This is a genomic window from Streptomyces sp. Xyl84, from assembly GCF_059731885.1.
On sequence record NZ_AP029183.1, the window covers coordinates 1,458,109 to 1,472,564 of the forward strand.

Consider the following 14,456-nt stretch of genomic DNA (forward strand, 5'->3'; position numbering starts at 1 on the left):
CACCTGTCCCGGGCCCGGCTCGTTGCAGCCTTTCCAGAGGGTCGTCGCAGTATAGGTGCAGTATTTGTAGTATTGTTTCGGCAACGACTGCGGGTTTTCGTGTATGACGTCGCACCGCAGAGGGGAAGCCCCACATGCCAGGTCAGGACTCAGTGCTGATCGAGGAATCGATACCTGGAAGGTTGCGCGCCGATCACTTCGCTCAGCACGGTTGGGCACACGGCCGCCTGAGCGTGCCCACCGAGGGAAGCGACTGGGAGCAATTCGCCTCGGCCTGGGACGAACTCGTCCCGGACCCCTACCTCGGCGAGGAGCGGTGCCGTCGCAACCGGCGGTTCGGCAGGGTGCTCGCGCACCGGGACGGTGCGCTGGAGCCGCTGCGCGGATCCGACTTCTTCCAGAGCAAGGAGATCAACCGCGCCTTCGGCGGCCGGCTGCGCGTGTTCGAGCCGCTGACCGATGCCGTACTGACGGGTCCTTGCCTTCCCCGGTTGCTGCGCGAGACCGTCGCCGTCGTCAACGAGGCGGCGGGGAAGCAGGACTGGGAACTCGGCATCCACTTCATCCGGGTCATCGCGGATCCTGGTGAAAGCTCGGAACCGGCACCGGAGGGCCGTCATTCGGACGGTCACGCCTACGTGGCCATACACCTGATCGACCGGCACCAGTGTGCCGGAGGACGTAACCAACTGTTCCGGAACAACGAGTCGCGGGCACAGTTCTCGGTCGTCATGACCGAGCCGCTGGAGACCCTGATCGTGTCCGACACGACGATGGAACACAGCGTCAGCGAGATCCGGCCCGAAGCCGGCACCGGGTCCGGCTGGCGGGACACCATGATCGTCGACTTCAACCGTGTGCCCGTCCCGGAGGAAGTGACAGGACGCACGTACGGATTCATCCGGTGATGGGGGATTGATGACTCACGTGGCAGAGACTTCGGCACCCACCCGAAGCGAACCGGATACGCGCGTGCTCACACTGCCCGGAACGGCATCGGCACCGGAGTTCCGCCTGATCGACATCGACGGCCTGCTCAACAACCGGGCGACGACCGACGTCCGCGACCTCGGCTCCGGGCGGCTGAACGCCTGGGGAAACTCCTTCCCGGCAGCGGAACTTCCCGCGCCCGGATCCCTGATCACGGTGGCCGGCATTCCCTTCACCTGGGCGAACGCGCACGCGAGGGGGGACAACATCCGGTGCGAAGGACAGGTCGTCGACATCCCGCCGGGCCAGTACGACTGGATCTATCTCCTCGCCGCCTCGGAACGGCGCAGCGAGGACACCATCTGGGCCCACTACGACGACGGGCACGCCGATCCGCTCCGGGTCGGAATCTCGGACTTCCTGGACGGCACCCCCGCGTTCGGAGAGCTCAGTGCCTTCCGCACCTCCCGGATGCACTACCCGCACCACGTCCAGGAAGGGCTGCCCACCACGATGTGGCTGACCCGCGTGGGGATGCCGCGCCACGGGGTCGCCCGGTCCCTGCGGCTGCCGCGTTCGGTCGCGATGCACGTCTTCGCGCTCACCCTGCGGACCGCGGCCGCCGTACGACTCGCGGAAGGGGCGACGACATGACCACCACCGCACCGCCCGTCGAACTCTGGACACGCGACCTGGGAAGCTGCCTGCACGGCACCCTGGCGACGGCGCTGATCCGCGACGGCCACGACCCGGTCACCGTCCTCGGCGCGCCCTGGGAGTTCCGCCGCCGCCCCGGGGCCTGGAGCTCGGAGGAGTACTTCTTCTTCGCGGAACCCGATTCGCTCGCCGGGCGGCTCGCCCTCTACCACCCCTTCGAGTCGACCTGGCACCGCAGTGACGGCGACGGCGTGGACGACCTGCGCGAGGCGCTCGCGGCAGGCGTGCTGCCCATCGCCGCCGTCGACAACTTCCATCTGCCCTTCCGGCCCGCCTTCCACGACGTACACGCCGCGCACCTCCTCGTGGTCTACCGGATCACCGAGACCGAGGTGTACGTCTCCGACGCCCAGCCCCCTGCCTTCCAGGGCGCGATCCCGCTCGCCGACTTCCTGGCGAGCTGGGGATCGCTCAACCCGCCGGACGACGCGGACGTGTTCTTCAGCGCCAGCCCCAGTGGCCGCCGCTGGCTGAGGACCCGTATGACGGGCCCCGTCCCGGAACCGGACCGGCACTGGGTCGGCCGTGTCATCCGGGAGAACGTCGCCCGGTACCGGCAGGAGCCCCCTGCGGACACCCAGACGGGACTGCCCGGCCTGCGCCGGTACCTCGACGAGCTGTGCGCGCTCACTCCCGGCACGAACGCGGCGTCCGAGGCCCTGAGCGAGCTGTACGTCATCTCGTGGAACATCCAGGCCCAGAGCGGCTTGCACGCCGAGTTCCTGCGCGCCCACTCGGTGAAATGGCGGATCCCGGAACTGGCGGAAGCAGCGGCCGGTGTCGACGCGGTGGCACACGGCTGGACCGGGGTACGCATGACCGGCGCCCACTCACGCGTCTGGCAGCGGCACCGGCCGGCGGAACTGCGCGGGCACGCCACCGCACTCGTCCGGCGCCTCGAAGCCGCCCTCGACCTGCTCGAACTCGCCGCGGACGCGGTGTCCTGACCGGGCCGGCACGCAGCCGGCCGACGACACCTCCACCACCGCACACCGACCGTGAAGGGCAATCGTGGACAGAACTGCCATGCCCATAGCCGTGGTCGCCTCCCGGATACGCCGCGAGGAGCGGCTGATCCTCGAAGCGTTCGAGCGGCTCGGGCTGCGCTGCGAGCACGTCGATCCGCGCGGGCTCAGGCTGCTGCTCGCCGACGGCCGGCCGCCCTACCGGGCCGCGCTCATGCGCGAAGTGAGCCACAGCCGTGCCGCCTCCGTAGCGACCACGCTGGAAGCGCTCGGGGTCCCCACCTACAACAGGCCCCGCGTACTGGACGTCTGCGGCGACAAACTGCGCACCGCCCTCGCCTTCCACAGCGCCGGGCTCCGGATGCCGCAGGCCGCGGCGACCTGGGGCACGGGGGCGGCCCTGGAAGCGATGCCCAAGCTCGGGTACCCCGTCGTGGTCAAACCCGTCACCGGTTCGTGGGGACACCTGACCACGCGCGTCCGCGACGAGGAGCAGGGCCGGGCCGTTCTCGAACACCGTGCCGCCCTGCCGAACCCGCAGCAGCACGTCTTCTTCCTGCAGGAGCACATCGACAAACCCGGGCGCGACATCAAGGCCTACGTCGCGGGTGACCGGGTGATCTGCGCGATCTACAAGAACGCGGTCGACGACTGGCGGACCAACACCGCCATCGGAGGCGCGGCGACCCCCTGTCCGATCACCCCCGAACTGACGGAGCTCGCCGTCGCGGCGGCACACGCGGTAGGAGGCGGGTTCCTCGGCGTCGACCTGCTCATCGACCAGCAGGAGCGCCTCTACGCCAACGAGGTCAACCACACCCCCGAGTTCCACGGCGCCGTCGACGCGACCGGGATCGACGTCGCGCAAGGCATCGTCGAGTGGGCCGTCGCGGAGATCGAGGCACAGGAAAGGGCGGCGGCATGAGCGCGACGGCCGGTCCCCCCTCGTTGCTCGCGCTGTGGAGCGCGCCCCGCTCCCGCTCCACGGTGTTCTTCCGGATGATGGTGGAACGCCAGGACGTCCTGGCGCTGCACGAGCCGTTCTGCAACATCGCCAACGACGGCAGCACCGTGATCGACGGCCGCGTGGTGCACAGCACGGACACCCTGACGGACACGCTCATCGGACTCGCGGCACAGCGAACGGTGTTCTTCAAGGACACCACCGACTGCTTCTACGACTCCGTGTTCGCACGTCCGGACTTCCTCAAGAGCGGGCACCACGCCTTCCTGCTGAGGAACCCGAAGGAGATCATCCCGTCGTACGCGGCCATCAAGCCGGACATGGCCTGTCACGAAGTGGGCATCGCCTACCTCCACCGGATCCACCAGGCGGTACTCGACGCCGGCGGCAGTGCGGTGATCCTGGACTCCGACGACTTCGTGGACCACCCGGAGGCGACCGTCCGGCAGTACTGCGCGACGGTGGGCCTGCCCTTCCGCGCCGACGCCCTCCAATGGCAGCCGGGTCAGCGGCCGGAGTGGAGCCAGTCCGCGCGCTGGCACACGGATGTCAGCGCCACGTCGACGATACGGCGCCGCGAGCGGACCTACGACAGGACGACGGACAACGACCCGCTGCTGCAACGCTTCTACGAACACCACATTCCCTTCTACGAGTACCTGTGGGAGCGGCGGCTCCGGATCTCCTGACGGGACCCGGGACACCGACTCGCCGATGAAATGGGCGCTCTGGCCGATCAGATCCGAGAGGTACGGCAGATGATTATTTCCAAGCCCCCGTTCTGCCCGGTGCAGTTCCAGGACTCCGACCTGCTCAACTCCGGATTCCACGCCGCCACGGACATGCACGCGCTCTGGGCCGACCTGCGTGAGAACCAGCCGCTCTACCGGGCCGACCCCGGCGGTGGCCGGGAGCCGTTCTGGGTCGTGACCCGCCACGAGGACGTCAGCCGGGTGCTGCGCAGCCACGGGGAGTTCTCCTCCCGGCGGGGCACGATCCTGTGCGTGCTCGACCTCAACACCGCGGACATCGCGTCCGACAACATGATGGCCGACACCGATCCGCCCCGGCACCGGGAGTTCAGGGAGCCGCTCAACAAGGCGTTCGCCCCCTCCGTGGTCGCCACTCAGGAGCGGCTGCTCAGAGAACTGTCGCAGGACCTGATCCAGTCGGTCCTGGAAGCCGGCGTGTACGACATCGCCCACAAGACGATGATGTTCCCGATGGCCGTCACGGGCACGCTCATGGGCCTGCCCCCCGAGTCCTGGGAAAGGCTCGCGGAGCTGGTCATGATGACGATCGCCTACGACGACCCCGACTACTCCGCCGGCAGTGCGCAGGCCACCGTGCGCCAGGCCCGGCACGAGCTGTTCGAGTACTTCCAGAAGGAGTACGCGCAGCGGAGCCGGGACGACGTCGACCCCGACGTCATCGGCGCGATGGTCGGCATGGATCTCTCGGAAGGACCGATGACGCAGGAGCAGGTCCTCCTCAACGCCTTCGTGCTGCTCATCGGCGCGAACGTCACCACGCCGCACGCCCTGTGCACCCTGATGTCCGTGATGGCCGAACACCCGGAGCAGTACCGGGCCGTACAGGAGAACCCCGAGCTGCGGGCGTCCTGCCTCCAGGAGCTCCTGCGCTGGTCCTCCCCGGTCACCGCGCTGATGCGGTACGCCGTCAAGGACGTGGAGATGCACGGCCGAACCATCCGGGCGGGCGAGCCGGTCACCGCGTGGATCGGCGCGGCCAACCGGGACGAGAGGGTCTTCCCCGACCCCTACACCTTCGATGTCGCACGACGGCCGAACAAGCACCTCGCCTTCGGCCTGGGACCGCACTACTGCATCGGCGCCAACCTGGCCAAGGTCGGCCTCGACATCTTCCTCGACGAACTCCTGGAGCGGGTGGAGAGCATCGAGATCGCCGGCGAGGTGAAGCACGTCGCCTCCCACTTCGTGCCCGGCTACAAGAGCATGCCGGTGCGGTTCACTCCTCGTGAGGCACACGTACGGTGAGCAGCTACCCCGTGCACCGCTCCGACGCCCGGCTGTGGTTCGACGGCCGGTTCCGCTCCGCCACGGCGACACACAGTCTGTACTGCCTGCCCTTCGCCGGTGGTTCCGCGACCTACTACGCCGACTGGGCGCCCCACTGCGCGAGCCCCGTCGAACTGGTGCCGGTGCAGCTGCCCGGCCGCGGTGGCCGCATGACCGAGTCGTCGGCCAAGGATCTGGTGCAGCTCGCCGAGGAGATCGCCGACACCATCGCCGCCGAACCCACGCGGACCCTCCTGTACGGGCACAGTATGGGAGCCATGCTGGCGTTCGAGGTGAGCCGACGGCTTCAGACGCTGAACCGGCCGGTGCGGCACCTCTTCGTCAGCGGCCGCCCCGCGCCGACGATCGTGCGTCCGATCGCCCCCGTCAGCCACCTGCCCCGCGCCGAGTTCATCCAGATGCTGCGCGACTACGGCGCCGCCGACCAGACGGTCTTCGAGCACGACGAACTGCTGGACCTGCTCATGCCGATGATCCGGGCGGACTTCGCCATGATCGAGAACTACCGGTACCAGGAGGCACCGCGGCTCTCGTGCCCGATCTCCGCCTGGTGCGGAGACGCCGACCCGGAGGTGCCTCCCACGGCGATGCGTGGCTGGGGCGACCAGACATCGGGAGAGTTCACCCTCTCCGTGCTGCGAGGCGGGCACTTCTTCCTGACCGAGCACCGGGCCGAGATCATGCGGGCCGTACTCGCCGCGGTCCGTCGAGCGCGTTGACTACCGACAAGGAGTGAGAGCGTGGACTTCGATGTGCCACCTCAGAGCGTCGACTTCGCGAACGAGGTCGAGGAGATTCTGACGGCCCCGGAGACGGAACGGCTGCTGCGGGAGCTCGCCACCCGGCAGGACGGCATGGACGGCGACCCCCGTGCCTTGTACCGGCATCTGGGCGACGCAGGGATCCTCGCTCCCTCCTGGCCGGTCGAATACGGCGGCAGGGGCGCCGACTTCACCGCGACCGTGGCGCTGCTGGAAAAGCTCGTCGCCCACCGGATACCGCAGAATCTGTACTGCATCTCGGTGCAGAACGTCGGCTCCCTGATCCTGGCCGCGGGCTCGGAGCAGCAGCGCCGGACGCTGCTGCCCGCCCTGGCGAGCACCGAACTCACGTCGTGCATCCTGTTCACCGAGCCCGGCAACGGATCCGACCTGGCAGGCATCACCACGACCGCGGTGCGCGACGGCACCGGCTGGGTCCTCAACGGGCGCAAGACCTACAACCTCAAGAGCGCCTACGCCGACATCGCGCTCATCGCGGTACGGACCGATCCGCAGAGCAGCCAGTACGAGGGACTCACCCTCTTCCTCGTCCCGCTGGACGCACCCGGTGTCGTCATCCGCCCCATTCCCAGCCTGGCCGACGAGCAGTTCCACGACATCTGGTTCACCGATGTGCGTGTCGACGAGTCAGCGCTGTTCGGCCAGGTCGGCGAGGGCTGGTCGCTGATCACTCAGATGTTCGCCGCGGAGCGCACGGGGCTGGACTACTACGCGCGGGGACGCCACTGGCTGGATCTCGTCGCGCAGCGTGTCGACAGGAACGGTGCACGGCAGTCCGATGCCGTACGCACCGAACTGGCCCGTCACGAGGCGCGGATCACCGCGAGCAAACTGCTGAGCTGCCAGGTCATGCAGAACCTTCAGGACGGCAGTCCCGACATCGCCGAATCCTCCTTCGCGAAATGGCACTGCAGCGAATCGGCCCAGCGCATCGCCTGGTGGGCCCTGGACACCCTGGGCCAGGACCTGCTGGAACCCGGGCCCGACCCCGGTGACCGCACTCTGGAGGCAGCCTTCCGGGAGGCACCGGGAATGACCATCTCCGGCGGGGCCTCGGAGGTCATGCTGGACATTCTGAGCAGCGCCCGGGTATTCACCCACGCCCCGAGGGAGGACTGACCGCGATGGACCTGCGACCTGATCCGTTCCAGCAGCGTCTGCGCAGCGCCGTGGACACGGTCCTCACGCGCACCGGCGACCTCCCCGCTCAACTGGCGGACATCGGCGTGCCCTCCCTCGGCGCACCGGAGCGCCTCGGCGGCTTCGCGCTCGGACTCAGCGCCGACATCGTCGTGAACGAACGCCTCGGACACGGACTCGAACCGCTCGACAGCTATCGGGCGACCGCGTTCGCGCTCGACCTGCTCGACTGCGACGGCGCACCCACGGAACTGCTGGCCGAGATCCTCGCTGACCTGTACAAGGGCACCCGGCACGCGGTGGTCGTGGGGGCGCGAGGCGGCGGCGCCGTACAAGTGCGGGACGGAGGCCGGCTGTGGGGCGAGTCGGAATCGCTGCCTGCGGGTGACATCGCGCTGTGCATCGTGCGAACCGCCGGCGAGGACGGCGCCGCATGGCGTCTGGCGATTCCGGAACCCGGCACCTGCGTCACGGAGCCGGCGGAGCATCTCGGCATACCCGCCTCGCGATTGAGATTCCACGGTGCGCCGTCCCAGTCTCTGCCGGTGACCACCGCTCACTGGCAGCGGGCCCTGGCGGCGGCGCGGATCCGGCAGGCGGCACTGCTGCTGGGCATCGCCGACTGGATCACCGATGTGGCCCGCGCCCATGTCAACACCCGCACGCAGTCCGGCAAACCGCTCGTGGAGCGGCAGACGGTCGCCCACCGGCTGGCCGTCCTGATCGGCGAGGGGGAGGGCTGGAAGCTCCTGCTGAACAAGGCGGCCTGGGAGTTCGACCGCGGCGGGCGCCCCGACGCGGCGGCGATGCTGGCGGTCGCCGGCGAACACGCGCAGCTCGCCAGCCGCATCGCCCTCCAACTGCACGGCGTACGGGGAATGCTCGCGCACTCGACAGCGGCATCCGTGTACCGGATGGTGGCCGTGGAGTCGGCGCGGCTGGGCACCCCCGCCGCGCTGTGGCGGGAAGCCGGATCCGCCGCCTGACTCCGGTCGGCCCACATTCACCGTTCCGCTGGCATCCCGGGTTTCTCGGTGTAGGTTGACATGCAGATTCTCATGCAGTGTGTGGACTGTGGGCCGGAAGGAACGGTGTGAAGGCCAGCTGGAGACAGGTATTTGCGTGGCGGATGCAGCGGCAGTTCCTGGAGCCGCGTACCCAGCCGAGTGCGAGTGACGTCGTCGGCAGACTCTGTGGCGTGCAGGCACAGGTCTGGAGTGTCGCCGAGCTGAACGTCGCACTTCGGCAGGCGGCACCCGACCGGGAAAGCGTCAACCGGGAGGTCGCCGACCTCTCGTTGATGAAGACCTGGGCGATGCGCGGAACCCTGCACCTCCTGCGGCCGAGCGAGGCCGGGCCCTACCTGTCGCTCATGGCGAACACGGGAAGCTGGCTCAAGCCGTCCTGGACCCGGGCCTCCGGCGTCACGCCCCGACAGGTCGACGAGCTGACCGAAGAGGTGGCGGGAATCCTCGACGGAGTGGTGCTCACCCGGGATGAGCTCGTCACCCGGCTCGTCGCCGACAAGCGGTTCGTGAGCATGGAGGAGCGACTGCGGTCGGGGTGGGGCTCCGTGCTCAAACCGCTGGCCTGGCGAGGCGTCCTGTGCCACGGCCCGAACCGGGGCAACAAGATCACGTTCACGCTGCCGGCGAGCCAGTTCGGTGCGGACTGGGGCAAGATGCCCGAACCCGACGAGGCGGCGCCCACGGTGATCAAGGCCTACCTGGGCGCGTACGGCCCTGCGACGATCGAGACCTTCGACCGCTGGCTGTCGCTCAACAGCACGAGCAAGCCGAAGCTGCGCAAGTGGTTCGGCGACATGGGCGACGAGCTCACCGAGGTCGACGTCGAGGGGCGCAAGGCCTTCGTCCTGACGGAGCACGCGGAGGAACTCGCCGCCACCGCCCCGTGCACCGGCATCAGGCTGCTCGGCGGCTTCGACCAGTACCTCCTCGGCCCCGGAACCAAGGACGAGGTCGTCCTCGCACCGGAACACCGCTCCGCGGTGAGCCGCGCCGCCGGCTGGATCTCCCCCGTGGTCGTGAAGGACGGCAGAGTCGTCGGGGTGTGGGAGATCGTCGACCAGGAGCTGGTGGTGACCCCGTTCCCGGACACCGAACGGCTCCCTGTGAAGGCGGTCGAGAAGGAGGCCGCGCACGTCGCCCGCGCCAGCGGAGTGAGCCGGCTGCCGGTGCGCATCGTCTGACGACCTGGCCCGACCGCTCTGCCGCGCTCGCCCGCAGCTCACGCGAAGCGGGCGCGGTAGAGATCGCGGAGCAGGGCGATCTCCCCTCCGTGATGCATCACTTCACGATTGACGTGCAGGAGCAGGGTCGCCATCGGCCGCTCTCCCCACGGCCCCTCGACATCTCCTATGGGCCGCGCCAGTTCCGCGTCGTCGAGGGAGAGCACCCCCTTGCGCCATGCGTGGTAGTGCTCGTGCAGCGCCCCGAGCCCGTCCGCGGCCGTGACGGGGATGGACGCGGTCTCCAAGGTCAGTGATCCGTCGCCGAAGTGAGCGCTGGACCGGATGCCCAGTACGTGAAAGGCGACGTGGCACATGCGCCAGGCGATCGTCGTCACGGGAGGCGGCTCGGGGGCGGGGCGTCGCAGGTCGAGCGAGGCCCTTCCGTCCTCGCCGACGCGGACCGACCAGCAGTCCGCCACCGGCTCCCACAGATACTCGTCGTCGGTGAGACCGGCCAGCCTGGGCATCAAGTGGTGGTCCCAGTACAGGTCGAGCTGATCGAGGACCTCGGTTCGCCAGATCATCCAGTACTCCTGCCGAAATCGTGATGTCGGTGATGAACGCATACGAGGGTAACCGGTTCAGCACAGTCTGCACTCACATCACCACCGACAGTAGTCGTATGGGGTATTGATCGTCGTCGAAGACGCCGCGCGACTCGTAGATTCCTTGTCGCCACTGTTGTCTTGGTGTAAAAAGACCGCATGATGGCGTGGCTCTCGGAGGACGTGGGGCGGGGGAGGACGCACGTACCACTCCACATGACGGGTCACGGAAATCATTTGCCCACAACGCGATCTGTAATGTCCGTACCGGCGTGCCTGGTACCGAGGGAGCACCCCGATGAGTGATCGCGTCCAGGTGACCGTCGACGCGCACGACCCGCGCGCGCTGTCGTCCTTCTGGAGTGCCGCATTGGGCTACGTCCACGTCGGCGCGGAGGGCGAGCGCGACACGCGCGCGGTGCTGGAGGACCCCGAGGGCCGGGGGTACCGGCTGTCGTTCCGGCGGGTGCCGGAGGCCGAGGGCACCGGGAACCGCCTCAGCATCGCGGTCCACCCGGCCCCCGGGCTGACGGGCGAGGAGCGGATGACGGCGCTGGAGGCCGAGTGCGAGCGGCTCCTCGCACTCGGGGCGACGCGCGTACGCCGCCAAGAGCCTGCCTCCGTGATCGACACCGGCCACATAGTGATGACGGACCTCGAAGGCAACGAGTTCCGTCTTGAGTGACCTTGCCCAGGGGCCTGCGCAGGCGGTGGCGGTTGCAGAAGGTCTCGATGAAGTTGAAGCCCTTCGGGCGGCCGGGGGCCCGGTCGGATGATGTGCGGGTGCCGGTCCCTTCTTTGAGCAGGGTCCAGAAGCTCTCCGCGGGGGAGTTGTCGAAGCACGACCCGGTGCGTCCGCAGCTCTGCCGCGGTCCGAACGTGCCTGTGCGGTCCCGGAATCGGGCCGACGTGGATTCACCTCCGCGATCGCTGTGGATCAGGCAGCCGTCCTCCGGTCCACTCCGGTCGTGGGTCATGCCGAGTGCGTCCACGACGAGTTCGGCGCGGTGATGGTGGGCCATCGCGTAGCCGACGACCTCGCGGACCACGGTCCGGTGCCGCGCCGGCTGCGGGAACGTCGGACGCTTGCCGGACCCGGAACGGCCTCGTGGTGCACCCACCCGGGATGACAGGACCGCCACCTTCTACGAGGCAGCGGTCCCACTCACGTCCTTCCCGCTCAGGGCAAGATCCGATCGGAGACGGAACCTAGTACGCGAGCTGCCCGATGCCTCCGTCGACGCGCAGCACGGTCCCCGCGGTGTAGCCGGATTCGTCCGAGGCGAGGTAGACCGCCGCCTTCGCCAGCTCGGTGGCGGTGCCCAGGCGATGCAGAGGCACGGTCTGCCGGAGTTCCTCGTAGAGGGCGGCCTGGCGCTCGGGGCCGAGGGACGCGAACGCATTGGTGATCGTCGGACCCGGGCTCAGTCCGTTGACGCGGATGCCCCGGTCCTTCAGCTCATGGGTCAGCCCTCGCGTGTAGGAGAGCAGACCCGCCTTGGCCGCGCCGTAGACGGCCGCGTTGTCGTGTCCGATGTACGCGGAGACCGAGCCCACGAGGATGACCGAGGACTGCCGCGAGAAGAGCGGCAGCAGGTCCCTGATCAGGAAGAACGGCGACTTCAGATTGGTCGCTACGAGCCTGTCGAACGCCTCCTCGGTCCATGCCTCGATGGGGAGGTGGGTGATGTCGGCGGCGTTGCTCATCAGGATGTCGAGCTTCGGCCACTCCTCCCGCAGACGCGCCGCGAGCGCCGCCTGGCCGGGTACGTCGCCGGCGTCACTGACGATGGTCAGCAGCGGGCCGCCCAGCTCCCGGGCCGCCTCCTCCAGTTTCTCCCGCGAACGGCCCGTGATGGCCACGGTCGCTCCCTCGGCGAGGAATTCGCGGGCCGTTTCCAGGCCGATGCCGCTCGTCCCCCCGGTGATCAGTGCGTGCTTTCCTGCAAGTCGGTCCATTGTCCTGTCCCTCTTCAGATCGCGGTGCGGCCACCGTCGGCGGCCACGACCGCGCCGGTCATGTAACTGGCCCGGTCACTGGCGAGGAAGGCGATCACGTGGGCCACCTCGGCCGGGTCGGAGGTGCGCTTGAGTGCGGTGGTCAGACCCATGCCGCCCATGTCCGGGCCCATTGCCGCGACCACCTTCGAGGTGCGCATCGGGCCCGGGGCGACGGCGTTGACCCGCACGTTCGAGCCGGCGAATTCCGCCGCCCAGGTGCGGGTGAGCGATTCGAGCGCGGCCTTGGTGGCACCGTAGACGGCCATGCCCGGCATGCCGAGGCCCGCCGCGGTGGAACTGACGTTGACGATGCTGCCGCCGCCGTTCGCGGCCATTTTCTCCGCGAGCAGGGCGGTGAGCAGGAAGGGCGCCCGCACATTGACGGCGAAGGCGGCCTCGTAGCTCGCGAGGTCCTGTCCGGTGGTCGGGGAGAACGTCATCACGCTCGCGTTGTTGACCAGGATGTCGACGGGGCCGGCGTCCTCGGCCAGCTGCCGCACGCTCGCCGGGTCGGACAGATCGGCGGCGATGAAACGCACCGCCCCGGCGGAGCCGCCGCCGGCTGCGCGGAGGTCTTCCACGACCTGGGCGCCGCGCTGCGGATCGGTGCCGGTGAGGATCAGGCCGGCGCCGCCCGCGGCCAGCACCCCGGCCGTGACGTGCCCGAGTCCGCCGATCGCACCGGATCCGGTGACGAGTGCCGTCTTGCCTGCGAATTCCATGCTTCGCCCTTCATGCCGGCCGGCGAGCGACCGACTTCTGTGCAGTCGTTCAAGAAGTGTCGCGACGGAAGCTACGACTTCTTGAACGCCAAGTCAAGAAGTCGTAGGATCTGTCCCGTGGCACGAACCGGACGCCCCCGCGAGTTCGACAAGGAACGGACGCTGGAGCGCGCACTCGAACTCTTCTGGTCCCGGGGATACGGGGCGACGTCGATCCAGGACCTGGTCGACGCGCTGGCGGTCGAACGCGGCAGCCTCTACGGCGCGTTCGGCGACAAGCGCCGCTTCTACCTCGAGGCCGTCAGGCTCTACTGGGAGGTGTACGAGCGGCACCTGACCGCCGCGCTCGACACCCGCCCCCTCCTGCCCGCCCTGCGGGAGATCCTGACCCATCCCGCGCGGCTGGACGAACTGATCTCCGACCTGGGCGTCCCACAGGGCTGCCTGATCGGCAACACGACCGCCGAGCTCGTCCCCCAGGACAGCGAAGCCACGCAGATCGTCACCCGCTCGTACCACCGGTTCACCGACATCGTCGCCGCTGCGCTCCGCCGCGCACAGGCCGACGGAGAGGTCACGGACACCTGCTCCCCCGAGGCCCAGGCACAACTCCTCCTCTACATCGTCCAGGGCCTCTCGCTCGTATCGAGGGCGGGGCTCGACAGGGCGGCGGCCCTGGCGGCGATCGACACGGCGCTGGACGGACTGCGGGCATGACCGGTCCCCCGGGCATGCGAAGAGTCCCTCGCTGTGCAGGCGTACCGAGATCCGCGCTGCCGTCAGCCGCACACACGTCTCCCGGACAGTGCGACACGCGGCGGCCGTGATCGTCGGTGGATCGTGTGTCAGACCTGTCTGGGAGGCTCCGGGCATGGAGATGACAGTGCAGCTGACGATCGACTGCTCCGATCCGCGGACAATGGTGGCGTTCTGGGCGGAGGCCCTGGGCTACGTGCCCGAGCCCGCGCCGGACGGGTACGCGACGTGGGGCGCTTACTGGGAGGCGACGGGGGTGCCCGCGGAAGAGTTGCCGGCCGGGGCAGGCGACACCGCGGAGTCGATCGTCGATCCGGCGGGTCGCGGGCCCCGTGTGTGGTTCCAGCAGGTTCCGGAGCCGAAGGCCGCCAAGAACCGGTGGCACTTCGACCTGAAGGCCGGTGGCGGCCGTGACGTCCCGTTGGACGTCCGCGCGCGGCGGGTCAGGGCCGCTGTGGACCGGCTGGTCGAAGCCGGTGCCACCGTGGTGAAGATCAAGGATGAGCCGCGCACGGGGCTTTACGCCGCGGCCATGCAGGACCCCGAGGGCAACGAGTTCGACGTCGTCTGAGGGCTGTTGTGATGGCGCCGACCACAATCACTCGTCCACGGTCGTGGCCGGT

At 69.0% G+C, this 14,456-nt stretch carries 16 protein-coding genes; 13 read left to right on the forward strand and 3 right to left on the reverse strand.

What is annotated here, in order from left to right; translation table 11 throughout:
• Positions 1-233: 233 nt before the first annotated feature.
• The 10 genes from AC6I72_RS37730 (at position 234) to AC6I72_RS37775 (ending at position 9,767) form a co-directional block, all read left to right on the forward strand.
• Positions 234-908, forward strand: a complete 675-nt coding sequence (locus AC6I72_RS37730; protein ID WP_498006332.1) for a 2OG-Fe dioxygenase family protein — start codon at positions 234-236, stop codon at positions 906-908.
• A 64-nt stretch (positions 909-972) separates the two neighbouring features.
• Entirely contained in the window at positions 973-1,584 is a 612-nt protein-coding gene (locus AC6I72_RS37735) for a beta-sandwich domain-containing protein (RefSeq protein ID WP_498006334.1), read from the forward strand.
• The gene (locus AC6I72_RS37740; protein ID WP_498006335.1) at positions 1,581-2,594 is read left to right on the forward strand and encodes a BtrH N-terminal domain-containing protein; all 1,014 of its coding nucleotides are present in this window, start codon (positions 1,581-1,583) and stop codon (positions 2,592-2,594) included. Before AC6I72_RS37735 ends, AC6I72_RS37740 begins: the two co-directional genes overlap by 4 nt.
• A 79-nt stretch (positions 2,595-2,673) precedes the next feature.
• Positions 2,674-3,537 carry a RimK family alpha-L-glutamate ligase gene (locus AC6I72_RS37745; protein ID WP_498006337.1) on the forward strand — a complete coding sequence of 288 codons (864 nt, stop codon included), beginning with the start codon at positions 2,674-2,676 and terminating at the stop codon, positions 3,535-3,537.
• Positions 3,534-4,265: a sulfotransferase-like domain-containing protein gene (locus AC6I72_RS37750; protein WP_498006339.1), complete on the forward strand. Its 732-nt coding sequence runs from the start codon at positions 3,534-3,536 to the stop codon at positions 4,263-4,265. Before AC6I72_RS37745 ends, AC6I72_RS37750 begins: the two co-directional genes overlap by 4 nt.
• A 69-nt stretch (positions 4,266-4,334) precedes the next feature.
• On the forward strand, positions 4,335-5,594 hold the full coding sequence (locus AC6I72_RS37755; RefSeq protein ID WP_498006341.1) for a cytochrome P450: 1,260 nt from the start codon (positions 4,335-4,337) through the stop codon (positions 5,592-5,594).
• Positions 5,591-6,355 carry a thioesterase II family protein gene (locus AC6I72_RS37760; protein WP_498006343.1) on the forward strand — a complete coding sequence of 255 codons (765 nt, stop codon included), beginning with the start codon at positions 5,591-5,593 and terminating at the stop codon, positions 6,353-6,355. The genes AC6I72_RS37755 and AC6I72_RS37760 overlap by 4 nt, the downstream gene beginning before the upstream one ends.
• A 21-nt stretch (positions 6,356-6,376) precedes the next feature.
• Complete coding sequence (locus AC6I72_RS37765; RefSeq protein ID WP_498006345.1) at positions 6,377-7,537, forward strand: acyl-CoA dehydrogenase family protein; 1,161 nt, start codon at positions 6,377-6,379, stop codon at positions 7,535-7,537.
• A gap of 5 nt (positions 7,538-7,542) precedes the next feature.
• Complete coding sequence (locus tag AC6I72_RS37770) at positions 7,543-8,544, forward strand: acyl-CoA dehydrogenase family protein (protein WP_498006347.1); 1,002 nt, start codon at positions 7,543-7,545, stop codon at positions 8,542-8,544.
• Between the two features lie 143 nt (positions 8,545-8,687).
• Positions 8,688-9,767 (forward strand): winged helix DNA-binding domain-containing protein, encoded by a 1,080-nt coding sequence (locus AC6I72_RS37775; RefSeq protein ID WP_498006348.1) that lies wholly within the window; start codon positions 8,688-8,690, stop codon positions 9,765-9,767.
• 38 nt (positions 9,768-9,805) lie between these two features.
• Here the strand turns inward: AC6I72_RS37775 and AC6I72_RS37780 are convergent, their stop codons facing one another.
• Positions 9,806-10,333, reverse strand: coding sequence for a DinB family protein (locus AC6I72_RS37780; protein WP_498006350.1), 528 nt, complete (start codon positions 10,331-10,333; stop codon positions 9,806-9,808).
• 319 nt (positions 10,334-10,652) lie between these two features.
• Between AC6I72_RS37780 and AC6I72_RS37785 the strand changes: the two genes are divergently transcribed.
• On the forward strand, positions 10,653-11,039 hold the full coding sequence (locus tag AC6I72_RS37785; RefSeq protein WP_498006352.1) for a VOC family protein: 387 nt from the start codon (positions 10,653-10,655) through the stop codon (positions 11,037-11,039).
• Between the two features lie 524 nt (positions 11,040-11,563).
• Here the strand turns inward: AC6I72_RS37785 and AC6I72_RS37790 are convergent.
• Both AC6I72_RS37790 and AC6I72_RS37795 read right to left on the reverse strand, forming a co-directional pair.
• Positions 11,564-12,313 carry an SDR family oxidoreductase gene (locus AC6I72_RS37790; protein WP_498006354.1) on the reverse strand — a complete coding sequence of 250 codons (750 nt, stop codon included), beginning with the start codon at positions 12,311-12,313 and terminating at the stop codon, positions 11,564-11,566.
• Positions 12,314-12,327: 14 nt separating this feature from the next.
• Positions 12,328-13,077, reverse strand: a complete 750-nt coding sequence (locus AC6I72_RS37795; RefSeq protein WP_498006356.1) for an SDR family NAD(P)-dependent oxidoreductase — start codon at positions 13,075-13,077, stop codon at positions 12,328-12,330.
• 117 nt (positions 13,078-13,194) lie between these two features.
• On the opposite strand from AC6I72_RS37795, the gene AC6I72_RS37800 reads away from it, so the two are divergent.
• Both AC6I72_RS37800 and AC6I72_RS37805 read left to right on the forward strand, forming a co-directional pair.
• Complete coding sequence (locus AC6I72_RS37800) at positions 13,195-13,794, forward strand: TetR/AcrR family transcriptional regulator (protein WP_498006358.1); 600 nt, start codon at positions 13,195-13,197, stop codon at positions 13,792-13,794.
• 154 nt (positions 13,795-13,948) lie between these two features.
• Positions 13,949-14,404, forward strand: coding sequence for a VOC family protein (locus AC6I72_RS37805; protein WP_498006359.1), 456 nt, complete (start codon positions 13,949-13,951; stop codon positions 14,402-14,404).
• The last annotated feature ends 52 nt before the right edge of the window (positions 14,405-14,456 follow it).

Coding starts and splice junctions, on each gene's coding strand:
- AC6I72_RS37740 (WP_498006335.1), top strand. CDS start 1,581: ATGACCACCACCGCACCGCCCGTCGAACTCTGGACACGCGACCTGGGA.
- AC6I72_RS37745 (WP_498006337.1), top strand. CDS start 2,674: ATGCCCATAGCCGTGGTCGCCTCCCGGATACGCCGCGAGGAGCGGCTG.
- AC6I72_RS37750 (WP_498006339.1), top strand. CDS start 3,534: ATGAGCGCGACGGCCGGTCCCCCCTCGTTGCTCGCGCTGTGGAGCGCG.
- AC6I72_RS37755 (WP_498006341.1), top strand. CDS start 4,335: ATGATTATTTCCAAGCCCCCGTTCTGCCCGGTGCAGTTCCAGGACTCC.
- AC6I72_RS37770 (WP_498006347.1), top strand. CDS start 7,543: ATGGACCTGCGACCTGATCCGTTCCAGCAGCGTCTGCGCAGCGCCGTG.
- AC6I72_RS37775 (WP_498006348.1), top strand. CDS start 8,688: ATGCAGCGGCAGTTCCTGGAGCCGCGTACCCAGCCGAGTGCGAGTGAC.
- AC6I72_RS37780 (WP_498006350.1), bottom strand. CDS start 10,333: ATGATCTGGCGAACCGAGGTCCTCGATCAGCTCGACCTGTACTGGGAC.
- AC6I72_RS37785 (WP_498006352.1), top strand. CDS start 10,653: ATGAGTGATCGCGTCCAGGTGACCGTCGACGCGCACGACCCGCGCGCG.
- AC6I72_RS37790 (WP_498006354.1), bottom strand. CDS start 12,313: ATGGACCGACTTGCAGGAAAGCACGCACTGATCACCGGGGGGACGAGC.
- AC6I72_RS37795 (WP_498006356.1), bottom strand. CDS start 13,077: ATGGAATTCGCAGGCAAGACGGCACTCGTCACCGGATCCGGTGCGATC.
- AC6I72_RS37805 (WP_498006359.1), top strand. CDS start 13,949: ATGGAGATGACAGTGCAGCTGACGATCGACTGCTCCGATCCGCGGACA.